At 55.7% G+C, this 19,545-nt stretch carries 19 protein-coding genes and 3 pseudogenes; all 22 read right to left on the bottom strand.

All coding sequences use genetic code 11. The features are described from left to right. Nucleotides 1–117: 117 nt before the first annotated feature. A complete protein-coding gene (locus IPM27_11700; protein ID MBK9162188.1) occupies nucleotides 118–978 on the bottom strand; it encodes a glycosyltransferase family 2 protein in 861 nt (286 codons plus the stop codon). A gap of 102 nt (nucleotides 979–1,080) precedes the next feature. Continuing rightward, on the bottom strand, nucleotides 1,081–1,869 hold the full coding sequence (locus IPM27_11695) for a sulfotransferase (GenBank protein ID MBK9162187.1): 789 nt from the start codon (nucleotides 1,867–1,869) through the stop codon (nucleotides 1,081–1,083). Between the two features lie 243 nt (nucleotides 1,870–2,112). Further along, the gene (locus tag IPM27_11690; GenBank protein ID MBK9162186.1) at nucleotides 2,113–3,204 is read right to left on the bottom strand and encodes a DegT/DnrJ/EryC1/StrS family aminotransferase; all 1,092 of its coding nucleotides are present in this window, start codon (nucleotides 3,202–3,204) and stop codon (nucleotides 2,113–2,115) included. Further along, nucleotides 3,205–3,618, bottom strand: a complete 414-nt coding sequence (locus IPM27_11685; protein MBK9162185.1) for a WxcM-like domain-containing protein — start codon at nucleotides 3,616–3,618, stop codon at nucleotides 3,205–3,207. A gap of 102 nt (nucleotides 3,619–3,720) precedes the next feature. After that, nucleotides 3,721–4,446, bottom strand: coding sequence for a class I SAM-dependent methyltransferase (locus tag IPM27_11680; protein MBK9162184.1), 726 nt, complete (start codon nucleotides 4,444–4,446; stop codon nucleotides 3,721–3,723). A gap of 53 nt (nucleotides 4,447–4,499) precedes the next feature. Further along, a complete protein-coding gene (locus tag IPM27_11675; protein ID MBK9162183.1) occupies nucleotides 4,500–4,907 on the bottom strand; it encodes a VOC family protein in 408 nt (135 codons plus the stop codon). 10 nt (nucleotides 4,908–4,917) lie between these two features. Beyond that, nucleotides 4,918–5,502: a GNAT family N-acetyltransferase gene (locus IPM27_11670; protein MBK9162182.1), complete on the bottom strand. Its 585-nt coding sequence runs from the start codon at nucleotides 5,500–5,502 to the stop codon at nucleotides 4,918–4,920. Next, nucleotides 5,492–5,734, bottom strand: coding sequence for an acyl carrier protein (locus IPM27_11665; GenBank protein MBK9162181.1), 243 nt, complete (start codon nucleotides 5,732–5,734; stop codon nucleotides 5,492–5,494). The genes IPM27_11670 and IPM27_11665 overlap by 11 nt, the downstream gene beginning before the upstream one ends. Before the next feature lie 15 nt (nucleotides 5,735–5,749). Then, nucleotides 5,750–7,309, bottom strand: coding sequence for an HAD-IIIC family phosphatase (locus IPM27_11660; protein ID MBK9162180.1), 1,560 nt, complete (start codon nucleotides 7,307–7,309; stop codon nucleotides 5,750–5,752). A gap of 93 nt (nucleotides 7,310–7,402) precedes the next feature. Next, nucleotides 7,403–8,686 carry a glycosyltransferase family 61 protein gene (locus IPM27_11655; protein ID MBK9162179.1) on the bottom strand — a complete coding sequence of 428 codons (1,284 nt, stop codon included), beginning with the start codon at nucleotides 8,684–8,686 and terminating at the stop codon, nucleotides 7,403–7,405. A 344-nt stretch (nucleotides 8,687–9,030) separates the two neighbouring features. Beyond that, nucleotides 9,031–9,732: an ABC transporter ATP-binding protein gene (locus IPM27_11650; GenBank protein MBK9162178.1), complete on the bottom strand. Its 702-nt coding sequence runs from the start codon at nucleotides 9,730–9,732 to the stop codon at nucleotides 9,031–9,033. Next, the gene (locus tag IPM27_11645) at nucleotides 9,732–10,496 is read right to left on the bottom strand and encodes an ABC transporter permease (GenBank protein MBK9162177.1); all 765 of its coding nucleotides are present in this window, start codon (nucleotides 10,494–10,496) and stop codon (nucleotides 9,732–9,734) included. Before IPM27_11645 ends, IPM27_11650 begins: the two co-directional genes overlap by 1 nt. Next, complete coding sequence (rfbC, locus tag IPM27_11640; GenBank protein ID MBK9162176.1) at nucleotides 10,496–11,041, bottom strand: dTDP-4-dehydrorhamnose 3,5-epimerase; 546 nt, start codon at nucleotides 11,039–11,041, stop codon at nucleotides 10,496–10,498. The genes IPM27_11645 and rfbC overlap by 1 nt, the downstream gene beginning before the upstream one ends. Further along, the gene (gene rfbA, locus IPM27_11635; GenBank protein MBK9162175.1) at nucleotides 11,038–11,982 is read right to left on the bottom strand and encodes a glucose-1-phosphate thymidylyltransferase RfbA; all 945 of its coding nucleotides are present in this window, start codon (nucleotides 11,980–11,982) and stop codon (nucleotides 11,038–11,040) included. The genes rfbC and rfbA overlap by 4 nt, the downstream gene beginning before the upstream one ends. Then, entirely contained in the window at nucleotides 11,979–12,332 is a 354-nt protein-coding gene (locus IPM27_11630; GenBank protein ID MBK9162174.1) for a four helix bundle protein, read from the bottom strand. The genes rfbA and IPM27_11630 overlap by 4 nt, the downstream gene beginning before the upstream one ends. A gap of 146 nt (nucleotides 12,333–12,478) precedes the next feature. Beyond that, a complete protein-coding gene (gene rfbD / locus IPM27_11625) occupies nucleotides 12,479–13,381 on the bottom strand; it encodes a dTDP-4-dehydrorhamnose reductase (protein ID MBK9162173.1) in 903 nt (300 codons plus the stop codon). Nucleotides 13,382–13,541: 160 nt separating this feature from the next. Then, nucleotides 13,542–14,692, bottom strand: a pseudogene (gene rfbB, locus IPM27_11620) (dTDP-glucose 4,6-dehydratase). A 312-nt stretch (nucleotides 14,693–15,004) separates the two neighbouring features. Then, a pseudogene (locus IPM27_11615) lies at nucleotides 15,005–15,870 on the bottom strand (NAD(P)-dependent oxidoreductase). Between the two features lie 28 nt (nucleotides 15,871–15,898). Next, nucleotides 15,899–16,867 (bottom strand): glycosyltransferase family 2 protein, encoded by a 969-nt coding sequence (locus IPM27_11610; protein ID MBK9162172.1) that lies wholly within the window; start codon nucleotides 16,865–16,867, stop codon nucleotides 15,899–15,901. Continuing rightward, nucleotides 16,853–17,797 (bottom strand): annotated as a pseudogene (locus tag IPM27_11605) (NAD-dependent epimerase/dehydratase family protein). Before IPM27_11605 ends, IPM27_11610 begins: the two are co-directional and overlap by 15 nt. After that, a complete protein-coding gene (locus IPM27_11600; GenBank protein MBK9162171.1) occupies nucleotides 17,794–18,666 on the bottom strand; it encodes a glycosyltransferase in 873 nt (290 codons plus the stop codon). The pseudogene IPM27_11605 and the gene IPM27_11600 overlap by 4 nt, the downstream one beginning before the upstream one ends. A 15-nt stretch (nucleotides 18,667–18,681) precedes the next feature. Next, nucleotides 18,682–19,521, bottom strand: a complete 840-nt coding sequence (locus IPM27_11595; protein MBK9162170.1) for a glycosyltransferase — start codon at nucleotides 19,519–19,521, stop codon at nucleotides 18,682–18,684. Between the last annotated feature and the right edge of the window lie 24 nt (nucleotides 19,522–19,545).

Genomic DNA, 19,545 nt, shown 5'->3' with positions numbered 1-19,545 from the left:
CCAACATGCAAGACCTGCTCAAATGCGGGCTGTACTCCGTTTATCGCAAGATCCTTGGCGTTGCGAATTATCTTCGTCGCGTTTGGTCTTGAAGAAAAATCCACATCAAATGATTGCTTATTCATTGATTGGTCCGGGAATACACTGGCGCAATATTCGCGATTTGTTGCAACACTTCTGCAAATAGAAAAGCAGCTTGTATTTTAGAGGAATAAACCGATTGATGATTTCCGGCAGTCGGGCATTCATATCCGCCTGTTCCTGCGCGGATCGGCGTGTCCAGATCCCCCGTCCGGTCATCCGGTAGCAACTCATGAGTTCGGGTATGTTGCGGACTTTCCCTCCCCGGCTCAGCATTGCATGCATGAGCACCACATCGCCCAGCGCCTCCTTCTTCTGGAATGCCGGCGGCAGGAAGAAGCCTTGGTCGAGATAAATATTTCTCCAGACCAGACTGGTCGTATGCACATAAAATGCATATTTGTGCTTCAACAAAAGCAAATCGAGCAGATTCCATTCATCCCTGCTTGGCTTGATGACCCCCCGCTCTCCAGTCATTTCGTTCATCAAGATGGAATCGCAACTGCACCCAACATAGTCCGGATGTGAATCCAGGAATCCGATCTGTTTGGCCAGCTTCTCGCGGGTAGTCCAGTAATCATCACCCGCCAGCAAACACCAATATCTGCCCCGTATCGGCGGACGATGATGAAGATAGGACGCCTTGCCCGAGCCCAGATTCCGGGGATTCGTATAGACCCTGATCTTGTCCGGATACCTCTCGGCATAGTCGGCTAGGATTGCGGCACTTCCATCCGAGGAGAGATCATTGAAGCAATAGATGACGCTCGCGTACGGCATCTCCTGCATCAAGGCGCTCTCGATCGCCTCGGCAAGGGTCGCTTCATGGTTATACACCGGCATCACGATGCTGATGTCTTCAGGACGACCTTCGGATCGATTATGGCTTTTCAACACTAACCTTTCATGAAGGTATCAAAACATGGCAAATGATGGCACCGGCCATCCAGCCTCTTGCCGCACCCCCGTCAGCCCCGAGCTAAATTGCCTCACGGGCCCCTAGGCCTTCAGCTCCAACCCCATTGATCTGACGCATTCGACGACTTCGTCGTAATTCTCGACCGTATGGGCGACATCCTTGATCATGACCTTGAAATCGCTTTCGTCCAGATTTTCAGGCGACAAACCCAGGAATTCGAAGAACTGCCGAAAGAAAGCTTGTCTGTCTGCGCAGAAATCCTCGTAGGTAACGACGCAGGTCTCAAATCCATTGTCTTTCATGCGTTGAATATCACTGTCAACGCACGCCAACTCCCACCGGACCAGAGTCTTGAATTTTTCCAAATCTATTGGATGACGACTACGATCCTCCGGCTCCAACTGAGTTGAGTTGTACTTCCCCCTCTTCCCTGCAATCATGCCGGAAATAACCTGTCTCGGCACATTCCGTGTTAGGTAGATTGCACGGTATGTCCTCTCCCTCAACACCTCAAGAAGTGAACCTCTCTCGTCAAGATGATGGCTCAACAGCTTAAAGCCGAACCCTTGCATGCCGGATTGCTCTGCCAATTGCTCTGCTTCCAGCAGATATCTGCTTACCCATTCCCTTTCTGGTACACCACAAGGGAACAACTCCTGATTACAAGGTTCTGCTCGCCAATAATCAAAAGGAAGATACCCCCCCCACAATTGACTTTTTCCCCTCTTGATATGGCGCGCATTCTTTTCGGTTACCTCCATTTTCGCAAAAACCTCCTGAGTCGCCCCAACCCCTCTGGATTTCATTAGTTGATCGATTATCGCTGTCGATCCGGTTCTGCCGCGGGTTATTACGAAAAACTTTTCCAAAACCTTCTCCTTCTAGTCGGGCAAATGCATCCGCCCTGGATCATTTCCTTTATAGACATAATCCACCCAAGCAAATGTTGTTACCACTTATCCATCTGAATAACGATGTCTTCGCGAGAACCAGTCATTCGCCCTGATCATTACCTTTGGCATGGCTTCTAAATATGCCGAAATACGAACCGGCATCCTTGTCTCGGAGCATCAAGAGTCCGAGCACTCAAGCAACCCCGCGCCCGGCAGTCATCAGAAGCGCCCGATCATGGCGGCGACATGCTCGACATCCGCATTTTCCAGTGCGGGCGACATGGGCAGGCTCAGCACCTCGCCTGCCAGCCGTTCCGCAATCGGCAGGTCGCTGTCGCGGTATTGCCGATAGCACTCTTGCCGATGCGGGGGAATGGGATAGTGGATGACGGTCGATATCCCATTGCGCTCCAGATGCGCCTTCAACTCATCCCTTCGTTCACTGCGTATGACATAGAGATGCCAGACCGGCTCAGCATGATCGGGCAGATGGGGCAAGACGACGCCGGCCTGTGCCAGCAGGTTCGTATATTGCGAGGCCACTTCCCTTCGGCGCTCGTTCCATTGATCCAGCACGGCAAGCTTGGCGCGCAGGAAAGCGGCCTGCATTTCGTCGAGGCGGCTGTTATTGCCAAGGATGTCATGCTGATATTTCACGGTCGAGCCGTAGTTCCGCAACTGCCGGACCTTGGCGGCGATCGCATCGTCGTTGGTAAGCACCGCCCCGCCGTCGCCGAGCGCCCCGAGATTCTTGCCGGGGTAGAAGCTGGTTGCCGCGGCATGCCCCAGAGAGCCCGCCCTCCGGCCCTTGTAACGCGCACCCTGGGCCTGGGCGGCATCCTCGATAACCACCAGGCCATGTTTCGCCGCGAGGGCGTTGATCGGATCCATGTCGGCGACCTGTCCGTACAGATGGACAGGCATAATCGCCCGGGTCCTTGAGGTGATGGCCCCGGCAATCCGCGCTGGATCGATATTGTGGGTCACAACGTCCGGTTCGACAGGGACAGGGGTTGCTCCGCACTCCGTGACTGCCAGCCATGTCGCGATGAAGGTGTTCGAGGGCACGATGACCTCGTCTCCCGGCCCGATGCCGTAGGCGCGCAACAGCAAATGCAATGCTTCGAGCCCGTTGCCGACGCCGACACAGTGCTGCACCCCGCAATACTGCGCGAATTCGGACTCGAACGTCTCCAGCTCTGGCCCCATGATGAACCAGCCGGAATCGGCCACCCGACGGTATGCGGCATCCAGCGACTCGCGGATCGATCGATGCAAGTGTGCCAGGTCAAGAAAGGGGACGCTTCTCATTTACCTGACCCCATTAACATCGGCGATGAAATCGTCATAGTTGCGGTGGTAATCGTTCTCATCGTAGTAGTCGGACGCCAGGACCATGCAGACCGCACCGGACGAGAAGTTGTCCAGGTAACGCCACATCATCGGGCAGACCAACAGGCCATAGTGAGACCGGTTCAGATGGAAGCGTCTTTGCTCTTTCCCGTCGTCCAGCACCACATCGAAGCTTCCCGACATCGCCACGATGAACTGGTGCAGCTTCTTGTGCGCATGCGACCCCCGATCCGCGCCCCCCGGCACGTCATAGAGATAATATACACGCCGGATATCGAAGGGCACGTGTTTTCCGCCTTCTATGAAGGAAAGGTTGCCGCGCGGGTCAGTTATCTTCGGCAAGTCGACAAGTTTGCAGTCACTAATTGGCATACAGTCTTTCCATCTTCAGTGTTCGTCGCTGCTTGCAGCGCAATCCAATGGTTCCGGACCACCCGGTGTCGACCTGGATCGCCGGGAATGGCTCCCTCAGGTTCAGACGGAACCGCCGTTTCTGGCGACAACGTATATTTCGCCCGCGATATCCGGATATCTCTCACCCAGCTGCATGAATGCCTCCAGCATCTCTGCGGACCAGTTGTCCTCGATCTGTTTGTTCGACACCGGCTTCATCCAGTAGCCGCCGAAGATCTCCACCTGCAGGCCGGCCTGATAGAAGGCATTGCGGAAGGATTCGGGATTGAACACACGGCGATGCCCATGATGGATGTCCATCTCGTTGAGCGCATCCTCCTGCGGCAGCATCCCCATGAGGACGGCAGCCTGACGATGCAAGGAGCGTGCGTTGGGAACCGCCGCAAACAGCCTGCCCGTGCCGGGCTTCAGCCATTGCTTCGCGCGCGCCAAGATGTCAACCGGATCCTGCACATGCTCGAGCACGTGGCCGAGTATGATATTGTCGAAATGCTCCGAAGGCTGGAATTCCTCGAACAACGCATGCACCACGTCAGCCTGCGGAAAGCGCTTGCGCAGATCCTCGCAGAACAAGCCGGAACCCTCCACCACGGTCATCTTCTTGCCGGTTGTAGCCAGCAACTCTGTCATCACGCCTTCCGCGGGCCCCATCTCCAGCAGGCTGTCTCCGACCAAATAGCGTTCCGCAATCTTGAACGAATACTTGATTGTCGCGGAATTGGCGCCTGCGGCATACAGCGACATATTGGATATGCGCTCCAAATGGTTCTTCTCATCGTGACTCATTTAACTCCCCTTCGCTTATAGCGCTACTGCCCAATGAATATCGTGTCGCCACGCTATTCCAATTCTCTCTGGATGAACTCCAGCATCAGTCCGTTACGGAACATCACAAAGGCAATGCGCCGCCCGCCGAAAGCGGGGGCCGGCACCGGCTGAACCACGACCCGCGCCCTCTGGCTTCCGGCCCATTCGAGGGCCTCATCGAGGCGATCGACCCAATAGGCCAGATGGTACATTCTGGCCCCGCCATTGAGCCAAGGCGTGAGCGTATTGGCACCCGGCAGGTTCTCCAGCAACTCGATGCGAGGCCCGGGCCCGACCATGAAACACCCTGCCACGCCCTGCCGCTCATCCGCAAACACCTCTCCCTCGATCCGGTATCCAAGGAACATGAACATGCTCTGCTCACGCGCAATGGATGCAGTCGCATACCCGATATGATGGAACTCGTAGCCTTCCGGCAACTGCACCTGGTCAAGCACGGCTCATCCTCTTCGCAGTCAATCGGACCAGATTCTCGAGCCTGGGCCTGAGGCCGTCCCAGCTTGAACGGTCAACACGATGCTCGATCGCATCATGGCTGCCACTCTCCAGTTCAAAATGACCCGGAAGCAATTTGCGATCGGATATTCCGCAGGAGTCATGGAACGATACGACCTTGGAATTATCCGCAACCGTCCGGCAATAGGCGCCTTCCAGGCCCAGCAGATCGAACGCGACCCTGTAGATCAGGAATGCGCTTTCTACGGCCGCCAGCGATCCCGGCTTGAGAATCCACCGCCCCCACTCCCCGGCGCTTTTGTTCGGATCGATGTCATACAAGGCGATGACGCCTTCCCGGGCGCCATCCGAGCAGCGCTCGATCACAAAATAATAATCGCCTTCGCGCTGATAATACTTCGCCAACCAGGCAAGCTGGTCTTCGACCTTGTCGGAGCTGGCATGCAGGAAACGGTTCAGTTCGGAATTGTTTCTCAGCTCGACGACCAAGGAGGCATCTGCGTCAGCGATAGGGCGCAAACGGAAGATGCTGCCTTCTATGCTTATGTCATGCCGCATTTTTCAGCCGCACCGCCTCGATGATCTTCTGCACGCCATCAAGCTTGGCCAGCTCCTCCTCGGAGAATGCGACATCCAGCTCGTCTTCCAAAGCAAACATGATCTCAATATGCTTGAGCGAATCCCAGCCGGGTGTATTCTGACGGGTAATATCGGCGCCATTGTCGAACGGCTGCTTCAGCACAACCCTCAGCACCGACAGTACGGTTTGTTCAATTTGCATGCGATCCATATCTTGATTTATTCCTTAGATCAGTGAAATCCCCTCCGGCGAGGCGAAATTGCTCAGTCGCACGACAGGAACTGGATAAAACCCGTCTTCGATAATCTTGTCATTATCAAGCATTCTCGACAGCCATGCGAAGGCCGGTTGGTTCCTTGGGCCAACCCGGGCGCAGAAGACGATATCAGTGCAGCCGCTCAAAACAGGCATGCCACGAAGCGCCTCCAGGATCAGCGTATCTTCGAGTTGCCTGCCCATCGCCCTGCAACTGATGCATAACTCCTCGATCATCAACCGCCCGTCCTGACGCTCGGCGACGATCACTGCAATCACTCCGCTGTCAGAAAGACGGTCGCTCATCCGGACACTGACGACACAGGCATCGTGGCGGGCCATCCGGTCGGCGAGTTCTGCCTGATTAAAGCGCCGCATCGCCAGGTTGAACTGGTTGGTCTTGTTGCACAAATCAGCCAAACGGCCCAGTTGATCGATCGGATCATACCGGAAGACCAACTCCGTCTGCAGGCTGCGGAAGTAGTCCGTCGGATCCATCGCTTCCTTCAGGAGCTCGTCCCTTTCCGCATTCGCCTTCATATCCTTTACGCGCCTGGCATCGTCGGCCTCGACCTTCCAGCGCCACAACCCGGGATAATGTTCGACCACCCGTTGCGTCTGCATGGCATCGGGAGTCGCATAGACCGTATGTATTCCGGGAAGCTGGGCGACCACACTGGCCAATTCCCCGGGATTGTCATCGACGAACAGGATCGCATCCGGAGCTATGCGCAATGCCTTTGCGATGTTGGCCAGCGCCGTGGCCTTGTCGCCCCACGACACTTCGACAGCCGAGAAATCGTTCCATCGCAAAGGATAATCGTCGCGTTCCGAGAATAGTGCTTCGACATCCTCTCGCTCATTACGCGACACCAGTGCGATGAAGATTCCGCGTTGCTGCAAACTCTTTATGAACAGCTGCAAGGTTTGGTGTGCCGGGGTCAGCTGCACCCCGGGGATCCCGTCCTCGCCGAGTATTCCGGCATGCAGGGTATTATCAAGATCAAGCGCAACCACTTTGATTGGCGGGAAAGTTGCTGCCGGCACCCAGTGGCACGCAAGTTTGCGCGCAAGCAGTGGCTGCGCGGGATTGCTGATCGGCGTGCCCGCCATCGCCGCCGTACGAAGGTCGAGCAAATTCACCCCAGCTTCGTTGCAAACCTCCTGCATATCGGCAAAGAAAACCGCCGGAACTTGCTCCAGCATCGCCCGCAACTGTTCGGACTGCGAAGCATGCCCAAGCCAGGTCGCGACAATGACCGGTGAATTGCTGATATTCCGCAGCGACCGTACCCGCAGACTTAACCAAGCCAGCCAGTCTTCAAACGAGATGTTCTCCAGGTAACGACTGCTATCGATCCACAACAACTCCATGTCCGCGGGCTGGTGGCTACCGAACATCAAGGTATCGTCGTATTCGCCGATACGATAATCCACCGAATAGCGACCATAAGCCTGATAGGCACGGGCCAATGCAACAACGGGCTCGAACGCATGATTGCGCCAGACATTGATAGCGATCATGCGCATCTCGCCCCCAAGCTCGCCCAGTAGCTGTAACGACAACCTCGACGGACGCGCCACAAAGAGCGCTTCTTGTGCCTTATAACTCGAAAAATCCACTCAAGCCCTCTTACTCACTTCTTCCCTTTTTCCCTCGTCCAGATCATCGAGGAACTCGGTCAAATGCGCCAAATCGATTTCGAAATCACTATGAATCTCGTTTTCATGGCTCTTGCCCAAGATATAGCTCACGTCGACGCCTATCGGCATCAGCATGTTTACCCAATACTCATATGCCAGTTCTTTGTGCTGGGCCACGAGAATGGCAACTTTGGCCCCCGGCTGACAGAAAAGCGTATTCACAAATGCAGCTCCTGTCGCCCCCACCACCACCTTGGCATGCATGAAAAGCTGGGCCTGCATTCGGAAGGTCAGCTTTTCCGGCTCAATTATCACAAAGTCGCGCGAAACCACCAGGTTTTCCAGATCTGCGGCGTTGGTCACCCTTCTCGCCTGAGCGTTACGGCGCAGATATATTTTCTCGGGCCAAATCCCCTCGCTTTCTTCCAATAACAGGGAGTGGATACGCTTGCGAAGCGCACTCAAAGCATACGGGCTGAACTCTCCACGTCGCATTCGAGCCCCCCCTCCCTTCCGTGGCTCGAATGGCACGTACCCGGTGGCCGAGGTGACATAAAGCTCATCCACTTCCAGCACCCGTCCGATTGGAAGCGTGATGACTTCGCGATCGTCGGCCTTGACGACAAACAGGGACTCCATGATGTTCTCATGCAAGCCATCATTCACCACGATGGGGATATCTTTAAAGCGCTCGTCCATGCAAAACAGCGCTATGCGCGGCAATACTTCCGTCAGCCAATGTGCATAGTTGACCGCGCATGCATCTACGAATGTCGCACATGCAGGCACCTTCTTCGGAGCCGCATCATGCAATAACCAGCGGACGCGTCTGTTGCCCGGATCATGCGCTGCGCGTCCGTGAAGTTCCTCCGAGGTATAGTCATGCGTAAAATCGTACAGGTCGTGGCATAACACCGCCCCGTCCAACAGAACCAGGTTTGTGCCGCCGGAAATTCCCACATTATCCATGCCCGCAATAAAAAGTCGCGGGAATGTATATTGGTCTACAAACGACCCCAAAATATCGCGACAGGCTGAAGGATAAACCGGGGGTTCAGATATTTCGACCTGCTCGGCGTCGAGCAGATGCCAGCTAGACGAACTTTTCCTCTTTGCAAAATCCGCCAGCTTGATGACATTGACCCATCTTCTCGCTTTTTTATTGCAAAGAATTGCAGCAAACTTTGCATAGGAAGGATAGAAATGACGCCATCCCAAGCTAGCCAAGCGACGCACGACGGCATATCTTTTCAGGCGATTCATATACATCTGGCCTGCCCAAGATTTCCTCAAACTGGAAATTACATCTCTCGCTCCCGGCTCCGGATGTATCTTCTTGATTCTTTTCGCCTGCTGTATCCCGCCCCCCCTTCCGATTGGCCACCATCCTCCCGCGTAATTACTTTGATGGCCATCCTCGCATCCATTCTGGCCCGCATCCCGCTTCAACTTCAAACACCCCCCCCACGAAGCATAGTAAGCAAGCACATGCCGATCGTGCTCCTCCTCACCCAGCGCCAACCTGATACGCCGCAACTCATCTCTTAGCTCATCATTGCTCTCCAGGGCTTCTTGCAGATTGCATCTAGATTTGAGATAGCACATCTTCATTTCTGCGCTGCGGAGATATAAATCGATAGCGCTTGTGTCGTATCGCCCACAAACTGAACCATTCCGTTCTCTATCCATACAATACGATCACACATCTCCCTCATGGTAGGTAAATTGTGTGACACCAGTACCACAGTTTTATCCGACTTGATTCGCCGTTTCATTTCTGCGGTCGATTTGGCGCGAAACTCCTCGTCTCCCACACCAAGCACCTCATCGATGAGCAGTACATCCGGATCTATCTGGATAGAGACCGAGAAACCAAGTCTGGCCTTCATGCCTGATGAATAAGTTTGCAGCGGCTGATCAATGAAGCGCTCCAACCCGGAAAACTCGATAATGGCATCCATCCTCTCGGCAATTGCCCTTTTGTGCAGTCCGAGCAGCATGCCGCTCAGCATGGCATTCTCCCTGCCGCTCAAGTGCGGGACGAACCCCACACCCAAGGCAAGCAGGGACACGCGCGCACCATGATTGACGATACGCCCGCCGTCCGGTTCGATGATGCCGGCAATCATGCGCAGCAATGTGCTTTTCCCTGCACCGTTGCGGCCGATGATACCGATGGTTTCGCCGCGGTGCAGGTCAAACGAAATGTCGCTGAGCGGCGTATATTTCGACCACTTGAGGAAACCTGCCCTTACCGGATAGGAGACACTGACGTTCTGCAGGCCGATCAGTATTTCATGCGCGGACATCAGAATCGCACCTTTCCGTACTTGTGATCCATTTGCTTGAGCAACGCCAGCGCCAGTGTGCCCAGCGCGATGGAAGAGGCCAATATGACGGCAAGACGCCCGGTGTCCGGCCAGATGCCGCGCATCATGACATTGCGATATTCGTCGATCAGCCCGGCCATCGGGTTGAGCAGGAGATAACTTCTCAGCGGCTCATGGACTTCGTTGATGTTGAAAAACACACCGGAGATGAAGAACAACAACATCAGGCCATTGTCGATTGCGATCCTAATATCCGGCAAGAATGGAGTGATCGCCCCAACCAGCATGGACAACGACAAAACCAAACAAAACTGAACCAGCATCACCGGCAAGACGCCCAGCCATGTATATTGCACCGGAAAGCCATATAAAATCAGGAAGATCGCATAGAGCGAGAATACCGGGATGAAGCGCGCCGTGCTTCCCAGCATCGCGATCACTGGGAAGACATATTTCGGCACATAGACTTGCTGCAGCAAGCCGCCATGGGAACTGATCGAGTTGCCACCCCCATTCAATCCACTTGCGAACCACTTCCACACGACGGTACCGCAGAGAAGTGCCGGTACGAAATCCGGCCCCCCACGCTGAAATACCATAACAAAGAGCACATAAAATGCACTCAAATATAAAATCGGCTCAATGACCCACCACAGCAATCCGAGATAGGAGCGTGCAGCCTCGGCCCTCAGGTCAGCATAAGCTTTGTAGAAAACCAGATCGGCAACTTGCCTAATATCCATCAATCAAATAGCTCCGCTTCGATAAACAGTGCCCCAGTGGCATCCTTTGCAGACAGTGTTGGCACAGTTTGCAACCCCCAACTTATCGACAACATCGGATCATCCCAGCGGATACAGCGCTCATGTTCCGGAAACCAGTAATCCGTGGTCTTGTACAAGAACTCTGCCGCATCCGACAATACGAGAAAGCCGTGCGCAAAACCCTCGGGGACCCAGAGCATGCGTTTGTTCCCGGCAGAAAGCTCTACCGCAACATGCCGCCCGAAGGTCGGCGAACTCTTGCGGATGTCCACCACCACATCCAGTACGGCGCCCTGCACTGCACGCACCAGTTTCGCCTGCGGGTGTTGTATCTGGTAATGCAACCCGCGCAGAACGTTCCTGACCGAACGCGAATGATTGTCCTGCACGAAGTCCACCTCGCGCCCGATCAACTCGGTGAATTTGCGCCTGTTGAAACTCTCGAAGAAAAACCCGCGATCATCGCCGAATACTTTCGGTTCGATGACCAGCACATCGGGAAGAGAGGTCGGAATCGCTTTCAATGCGGATGTCCCTTTTCCTTGATTACCTGCATCAGATAATCACCGTAGCCGCTCTTCAGCAGGGGCGTTGCCAGTTTTTCCAGTTGTGCGGCATCGATGAATCCCTGGCGAAAGGCGATCTCCTCCGGACAGGCGATCTTCTGCCCCTGGCGCTGCTCGATGGTCTGCACGAACTGGCTGGCGTCCAGCATGGATTCATGTGTGCCGGTATCCAACCAGGCGTAGCCGCGCCCCATGATCTCGACCGACAGCTTGCCATGTTCGAGGTAGGTGCGATTGATATCGGTGATCTCCAGTTCGCCGCGCTTGGAAGGTCTGAGGTTCGCGGCGATATCCAGCACCGAGTTATCGTAGAAATACAGCCCGGTGACGGCGTAACTGGATTTGGGTTGCGCCGGTTTCTCTTCCAGCGAAACGGCCTGACCGTTCGCATCGAACTCCACCACTCCATAATGCTCCGGATTGCGCACATGATAGGCGAATACCGTTGCGCCAGCTTCACGCTGTGCTGCCTTGTTCAACTGCCGATAGAAAGAATGGCCGTAAAAGATGTTGTCCCCGAGCACCAGCGCGGAGGGGTCGCCACCGATGAAATCGCGTCCGATGATGAAGGCCTGCGCCAGTCCGTCCGGGGATGGCTGCACGGCATATTGCAGGTTCAACCCCCACGCACTGCCGTCACCCAGCAGTTGTTCGAAGCGCGGCGTATCCTGCGGCGTCGAGATAATCAGGATGTCGCGTATCCCGGCCAGCATCAGGGTGGACAGCGGATAGTAGATCATCGGCTTGTCATAGATCGGCAAAAGCTGTTTGGAGACTGCCAGCGTGACCGGGTGCAGGCGCGTCCCCGACCCCCCGGCCAGAATGATGCCTTTTCTGGTAAGTGGGGAGTGGGAAGTGGGAAGTGGGGAGTGGGGAGTGGGGAGTGGGGAGTGGGTCATTGGGTGCTCCATTTTTTGTGCAGGCCAGTCAATAATTTCCCGGTACGATCGGCCAGGTCAAATGCGGTGTGTTCGGACGCAACAAAATCAAGCATTACTGCCAATTGAAGTTGCGTTTCCAGCTCGGCTAGTGAGCCGCGTGAAATACCGATGAAGTGCAAATATTCTTTTGCGCCGTTTCGTCCGGCTCCTTCGGCGATATTGCTGGGTATTGATACTGCTGCGCGTCTCATTTGTTGTGCGAGTCCATAACGTTCCTCTACCGGAAAATCTGCCGTGAGTTGATACACCGCTTTAACCAACTGCATCGCAAACTTCCATGCATCTAATTGTTCGTGCGGTTTTCCCATTTACTCCCCACTCCCCACTCCCCCCTCCCCACTCCCCACTCCCCACTCCCCACTCCCCCCTCCCCCCCCCCCACTCCCCCCCCCACCCCCACTCCCCACTCCCCACTCCCCACTCCCCACTCCCCACTCCCCACTCCCCACTCCCCCTACTTCCCACTATCCAGAATTTCAGTGAGCATGCGCTCGACTCCGGCCTGCCAGCACGGCAGGCTCAGATCGAATGTCTTGCGCAACTTATCACAATCCAGCCGCGAGTTATGCGGACGCGTTGCGGGCGTCGGGAACGCGCTGGTCGGAACCGCCTTGACCGCTTCCGGAGCCACCTTGAGCGCAATTCCCGCTTGGCGGGCAAAATCTAGAACGAAGCTTGCGTAGCCGTGCCACGAAGTCTCGCCTGAAGCGGCCAGATGATACATGCCCGCCACCCCGGCTTCCTGTTGCGCGATGCGGATCGCGTGCGCGGTGACATCCGCCAGCAGGTCCGCGCCGGTAGGCGCGCCGAACTGGTCGTCGATGACACTGAGGCTGTCGCGTTCCTGTGCCAGTTTCAGCATGGTCTTCGCGAAATTGCCACCGCGCGCGCCATACACCCAACTGGTGCGGAAGATGAGATGTTTGCAGCCGGATTGCCGGATCATCTGCTCGCCTTCCAGCTTGGTCGCACCATATACATTGAGCGGGCCGGCGGCATCGCTTTCTGTCCAGGGCTTGTCCCCGCCGCCATCGAACACATAGTCGGTTGAATAATGAACCAGCCATGCATCGCTGCGCCCGGCTTCCTCCGCCAGCACACCGGGGGCGCGCGCATTGATCGTGCGCGCCAGATCCGCTTCGCTCTCGGCCTTATCCACCGCGGTATAGGCAGCGGCATTGACGATCACGTCCGGTGCAACGGCGCGTACCGTATCTGCAAGTCCCCCAAGGTCTGCCAGATCGCCGCAGTGCTCCCTGCTGTTGCGATCCAGCGCGACCAGCTCGCCCAGCGGCGCAAGGCTGCGTTGCAGCTCCCATCCAACCTGGCCGTTCTTGCCGAGCAAGAGGATTTTCATCAGCAAGCCTTTAAGGAATTTGTCATTCCCGCGCAGGCGGGAATCCAGTCACAAAGAAGGCATACGCAACCCGGGTACAAAACGTCAAAGCCTATTTTATAAAACCGCTGGATTCCCGCCTGCGCGGGAATGACGTTGCAGGAATATCTACTGACTTCCATCAAGTTCTCTCTGCGTAGTTTTTTTCGACCCACTGCCGATAAGCCCCTGACTGCACGTTGTCTACCCATGCCTGATTGTCCAGATACCACTGCACTGTTTTCCGGATGCCGGTCCTGAAAGTCTCGGCCGGCTTCCAGCCGAGTTCGCGCTCGATCTTGTGCGCATCGATCGCGTAGCGGCGGTCATGACCGGGGCGGTCGGCAACGAAGGCGATTAAAGAACGGTAAGTGGCAGATGGGGAGTGGGGAGTGGGGAGTGGGGAGTGGGGAGCGCGCAGCGAGGGGCTAGGAGCAGCGTCTTTCCCACTTCCCACTTCCAACTCCCCACTTTCCAGCCTCAAAGGTCGCAACTCGTCCAGAATGTCGCATATGGTATGGACGATCTCAAGGTTGGCTTTCTCGTTCCAGCCACCGACGTTGTAAACCTCCCCGACCTTGCCCGCTTCCAGCACGCGGCGGATCGCGCTGCAATGATCCTTTACATACAGCCAGTCGCGAATCTGCTGACCGTCGCCATATATCGGCAAGGGTTTGCCCGCGAGTGCATTGACGATCATCAGCGGAATGAGTTTCTCCGGGAAATGGTACGGCCCGTAGTTGTTGGAACAGTTGGTGGTCAGTACCGGCAGGCCATAGGTATGGTGGTAGGCGCGCACCAGATGGTCGCTGGCCGCCTTGCTGGCGGAATAAGGGCTGTTCGGTTCGTAGCGGCGCGTCTCGCTGAAAGCCGGCTCGTCCTTGGTTAGCGAACCATACACTTCATCGGTGGACACATGCAGGAATCGGAAGGTCTCTTGCGTGACACCCTCTCCCCCAACCCCTCTCCCGCCTGCGGGCGAGGGGAGGCCTTGCCAGTAGGCGCGAACTGCCTCGAGCAGATGGAAGGTGCCGACGACGTTGGTTTGTATGAAATCTTCCGGGCCGAGGATGGAGCGATCCACATGGCTTTCCGCAGCAAAGTTGATAATGGCGCGAGGTCGATATTGGGACAACAGTCCTCCGATCAGTCCTGCGTCACCGATATCGCCCTGCACAAAGACATGACGCGCATCGTCCGGTTGGGGGGCTCCAGATTCCCGGCGTAAGTCAGCTTATCCAGAGACTGCCCTCGTCGTTCTGCGCGAAGTCCCAGGCGTAAAACCTGCTCCACCTGTAATCAGGATTGACGATGCCCTTCGTCGTTCTGCGAGAACCAGTCCAGCACAAAATTTTCGGAGCCGATAAAACCTGCTCCACCTGTAACCAGGATCATAAGACCGCTTCCCGTATGACAAAACCCTTCGCTCGAATTTCAGTGCAGGCTAATGCGCGAATGCGCGTTATGCCGGAACTAAAATTCGAGCCGATGAAACCTGCTCCACCTGTAACCAGAATCATGCTTTTGACCGTCTCTCCCATATTCGAGGGACGGGATTATATTCGCTGCGCGCATCCGTTCATATATGCCGAACGACATATTGACTTAGTGCGGACCGACTGTTAGCGAATCAGGCAGGTCGGTTCTGGCAAGCTGAAATGGGCGCGGTGAAAATCCAAGATCGCGTGCCGCCTCGGCATGATCGAAGGCCAGATCGTTACTCATCCGTTCGGCCATACCCACAGACCATTTGCGGAACCTCGGCAACATCCGCATACAAGCGATCGCCATGCGGAAGGCGGCAATCGGGACACCGACAAACCGCGCTTACTTGCCAAAGCGCATCGAATACTGCGAAACCATTTCCCGGTAAGTCACCTGTTCGGCACCGGAAAGATTGTAGGCATGATTGATCGCCTGCGGACTTGATAGTGCTGACGCGCAGGCATGGGCCACATCCTCGACGTGAACCTGTTGGCGCAAGCCTTGCGCCTTACCCAGCAAAGGAAAGAAACCAAACCGCGAGATGATCCGCGCAATCTCGCACAGGTTGTGATCGCGCCCCAGACCATAGATCAGCGTTGGACGCAGGATCACCCATTCGATTTGACGCGCCTCCGCCCATGCAATCAATCGCTGTTCGCCATTGCGCAGCCTGTCCGCAACATCTTGTTCGGCGATATCCGGAGAATCCTGTTTGGTAAAAACACTGGTGGAACCCAGGGCAACGACCCGTTTTGCCTGACAAGTCTCCAGCAGGGCGAAATACTCCGGCAACACCCATATGGGCGCAAGACATATCCAGTAAGGAATATGCTCTCCGGCAATATCCGGAACGCCTGTTGCAAGGGTATGGAAAACAATTTCATCACCATTACCGGAAACCGCCCCGACTCCCACGCCCGCCGTGAAAAGGCGCGCACCCTCCAACCCATGGCGGCCAACGACGGCAGCAGACTTTGGCCGACCATGCTGGTCGCGCCCAGCACCCCCACCGTATCAGTCACGCCGCAACCCCAATGCGCGCAATCCTCGATCCAGCATGAGATAGGTCGTGACAGCCAGGAAACGCATCCACACGCCAGCCATCACCAGCATCATCAACAATCCGGGATACTGGTGCCTGAAAAACTTGTTGTAGAAGCGCAGCATGCCCTTGTGCTTGTTCCACTCGACGAACACCGGGCTGACTTTGCTGCAATGCCCCTTGTGATGAACCATGCGCGCATCCGGCACAAACAGGATCTTCCAGCCTTTGCGGCGAAACCTCATGCACCAGTCCAGATCCTCGCAGTGCATGAAATAACCTTCGTCCAGCAACCCGATCTCTTCCAGAGCATCGCGGCGCACCAGCATGCAGGCGCCGGAAATCGCCTCGACCTCGACCGGCCTGTCCGGCAGCGGCTGCTTGTGCAAGGTAAAATCGTCGAACAACCGGGGATAACGCTGCGCCAGCGAACGCAAGCCGAACGCCCTGACGAAGGAACGCCACGGCGTCGGCACGGCACGACGCCCGCCAGCCTGCTCGGTACCATCCTGATTGGTAAGCATGCCGCCGACCATGCCGATGTCTTCGGCACTTTGTACTGCCCTGACAAGAACAGCCAACGCACCCGGCTCCAGGACGCAATCGGGGTTGAGGAAAAGCAAATGATGCCCGACTGCCGCCCTTGCGCCGATATTGCAGGCGGCGGCAAACCCGAGATTTGCATCATTGACGATGATCCGCACCATGGGCAGGGCACTGCGCAATGCCGCAATGCTACCGTCGCCGGAGGCATTGTCTACGACGATGACCTGCTCGGCCTGCCGGCAAGCCTGCGCCGCCGATTCCAGCAATAGCTCTCCGGCGTTGTAATTCACGATCACAACGGAAACACCATGACTATCATCTGCCGGATGTTGCTCCAGATAGGCAATACCCGAGGTGCAATGGTGCTTTCTGTACCAGTCCGATGTCGCTTGCATCCCCTGCCGCAGGGTGAACTTCGGTTGCCAACCCAATTCCATGCGGATCAATCCATCATTGATCTGTAGCGAACTGGTCAGGCGCGTCACTGCATCGCTTTTCCCGAACAGTGCGCCAAGGCCACGCAATAACCCGACCGGCATCGGCAACAATCTGGCCGGCCTTCCCATGCCCTGCGCCAGTCGCCTGATCAGCTCCGGCGTCGAGATATCTTCGCCGTCGCGCACCAGATAGGTCTTGCCGGCAGCAGCGGGATGGGTGACACAGGCGATCAAGGCATCGGCCAGATTCTCCAGATAGATCATGCTGCGCTGATTGTTCACTGAGGCCAGCGGTAGCGGGATGCCTTTTGCGAGCACACGCATCATCTGTTCGAAGTTGCCAGGAGCATCCGGACCATAGACCAGCGGCGAGCGCACGATAACAACCTCAAGTCCAGTTTCTGCTGCGATGCGGTGCAGCGCCTGCTCGGCCTCCCATTTTGAAAGCGAATAATCGTTGTGCGGTGCGGGTGGGTCTGTTTCCGCAAATCTTAAGTCGGCGCGGGTGACAAGACCATTCACGCCGATGGAGCTGACATAGACCAAGCGCTTTACACCCGCCGCCGCCGCCGAACGGGCTAGCCGCTCCGTCCCCCACACATTGGTATGACGGTAGGCATTAAGAAAATCGGTGTCATCTTCATGCAGGATATGCGCCCTTGCCGCCAAATGGACGACACAGTCCATTCCGTCGAGGACACCTGACCAGTCAGTATCCGCATCGATAGCGCCGATCCGGACGGCAGTGCAAATCCGGCTATCCAGCTTGCCGATATCACGGGAAGCACCCGTTACCGCGAATCCACGGCGGGACAGCTCCGCACACACGACCCGGCCAATGAATCCGCTTGCCCCGGTGACCAGAATCCTTTTGGCGGGAATACTCATGGGCCTGTTTTAGCCCTCACGAACTGGATGATCCGGTTCAGCAGTTTGCTCGCGATAAAGCGAACATATGAGACTGGGATACCGTGCATTCTCAGTGCCCGGATGATTTCCCGGTTTTGTCGCACGATATTGGCCCAGCTTTGGTTGGTTTGTCCTCCCAAACGCATCTTTACCCAGACTCCGGGGACATACCGCGTCCGGACGTGGTTACCCTCAAGATAGCGCAGCATGAATTCCGCATCGGCAGCCAGCCGGAAAGACAAATCAAAACCGCCGCAGCGATCCACGACCGCTTTGCGCACATAAAAAGTCGGATGAGGCGGACACCAGCCGGCAGCAAACATCCCGCTGCGGAAAGGCTCGGAGCGCCAGTATCTGACCGTCCCGAGCGAGACCGGATGCACGTAAACCAGGTCGGCATAACAAGCTTCCGTTGCGCCGTCGCCGAACGCCGATGCGACCTGCTCCAGCACCGAGGCATCGGCATAAAAATCATCCGCATTCAGAAATCCAACAACATCCCCTGAGGCCAGCGCCAATCCTTTGTTCATCGCATCGTAGATGCCGGCATCCTTCTCGCTTACCCAGTAATCCAGGCGGTCATCATATTTGCGCAGGATGTCCGTTGTTCCGTCGGTAGAGCCACCATCGATGATGATGTGCTCGACATTGTCATAGGTCTGTTGCAGCACACTGAGGATGGCGCATTCCAGCGTTGCCGCGCCGTTGAATGCCACGGTAATCACCGCGATTAGGGGCTTACCCTTGGTGCGTTGTCTCAGCTGATTTTTAGTGCGCAAGCCGCCCTCGATAGCAGCGTTCCTCTTCTCGACAAGATCAGCAGGGATTGGAGTTTCAATGATCGACATAAGCCATCAATCGGACTAAATGCCGGGCAATCTGTAGGCGCAAACAAAGGATAGCGAATTGACCAGCAGATAAATCACCCGAGTAAAAGGCCGGCCGACCAAGGGTATCTTGGACATTAACCAGACCAAGACGTAAATGAAAAACAGGTATCCCGCCCGCAAGGAGAAGCGGCCAAATTTATGCTGCTCCAGTTTTGCCAATTCAAAAATCCTTTTCGGTCTGACCGTGACGGATTTGTTTTCTTCATGCAACCGGTAACCCGCCACAGCCTTTGGAATCGAAAGCCAAGAGAAATTCAGATAGGCCTCGTAAAAGAAGTGGGCATCAAAAACGTAATGGAATTCTTTGTTAAAAGGGATCTGTTTATACACCTCACGTCGCCAGAAAGTGGCCGGCTGTAAAACGGCTGTGCGGTATTTCATCCAGCCCATGTTATCCATCGGGTGATAGCGCAAATTCACCGGTTTGATGTATTTGCCTTTGGCATCTAGATAGTAGCCTTCGGCGCTGACGATGGAGACATTGGCGTAAGACGTGAATGTCTTCACCATGGTCTCAAACACGTCATCGCACAAAAACACATCATCCGCATTCAAAAAACAGAGAATGTCGCCTTGGGCTTCACAGAAAGCCTTGTCGACAGCATCTGCTTGCCCTGCGTCTTCGCTGCTGACAAGCCGAAATCGTTGGTCCAAGTCACAATATTCCCGGATGATAGCCATGGACTCATCGCTCGATCCGCCATCCGCAATCAAAACTTCAAAATCCGGATAGCTTTGCGACCTTATGCTCGACAGGCAATCCCTGAGATAACGCCCGTAGTTGAAGGAGGGCACCGCAATGCTAATCTTCATCGCGCTGGCCACTACGAATAAACA

Source organism: Nitrosomonadales bacterium, from assembly GCA_016716325.1.
Lineage (GTDB): Bacteria > Pseudomonadota > Gammaproteobacteria > Burkholderiales > Gallionellaceae > Gallionella.
This window is presented reverse-complemented; position numbering and strand designations above follow the sequence as displayed.

Coding starts and splice junctions, on each gene's coding strand:
- IPM27_11690 (MBK9162186.1), bottom strand. CDS start 3,204: ATGAGAAGCGTCCCCTTTCTTGACCTGGCACACTTGCATCGATCGATC.
- IPM27_11685 (MBK9162185.1), bottom strand. CDS start 3,618: ATGCCAATTAGTGACTGCAAACTTGTCGACTTGCCGAAGATAACTGAC.
- IPM27_11680 (MBK9162184.1), bottom strand. CDS start 4,446: ATGAGTCACGATGAGAAGAACCATTTGGAGCGCATATCCAATATGTCG.
- IPM27_11670 (MBK9162182.1), bottom strand. CDS start 5,502: ATGCGGCATGACATAAGCATAGAAGGCAGCATCTTCCGTTTGCGCCCT.
- IPM27_11665 (MBK9162181.1), bottom strand. CDS start 5,734: ATGGATCGCATGCAAATTGAACAAACCGTACTGTCGGTGCTGAGGGTT.
- IPM27_11660 (MBK9162180.1), bottom strand. CDS start 7,309: ATGCGCATGATCGCTATCAATGTCTGGCGCAATCATGCGTTCGAGCCC.
- IPM27_11655 (MBK9162179.1), bottom strand. CDS start 8,686: ATGAATCGCCTGAAAAGATATGCCGTCGTGCGTCGCTTGGCTAGCTTG.
- IPM27_11650 (MBK9162178.1), bottom strand. CDS start 9,732: ATGTCCGCGCATGAAATACTGATCGGCCTGCAGAACGTCAGTGTCTCC.
- IPM27_11645 (MBK9162177.1), bottom strand. CDS start 10,496: ATGGATATTAGGCAAGTTGCCGATCTGGTTTTCTACAAAGCTTATGCT.
- rfbA (MBK9162175.1), bottom strand. CDS start 11,982: ATGACCCACTCCCCACTCCCCACTCCCCACTCCCCACTTCCCACTTCC.
- IPM27_11630 (MBK9162174.1), bottom strand. CDS start 12,332: ATGGGAAAACCGCACGAACAATTAGATGCATGGAAGTTTGCGATGCAG.
- rfbD (MBK9162173.1), bottom strand. CDS start 13,381: ATGAAAATCCTCTTGCTCGGCAAGAACGGCCAGGTTGGATGGGAGCTG.
- IPM27_11610 (MBK9162172.1), bottom strand. CDS start 16,867: ATGCAAGCGACATCGGACTGGTACAGAAAGCACCATTGCACCTCGGGT.
- IPM27_11600 (MBK9162171.1), bottom strand. CDS start 18,666: ATGTCGATCATTGAAACTCCAATCCCTGCTGATCTTGTCGAGAAGAGG.
- IPM27_11595 (MBK9162170.1), bottom strand. CDS start 19,521: ATGAAGATTAGCATTGCGGTGCCCTCCTTCAACTACGGGCGTTATCTC.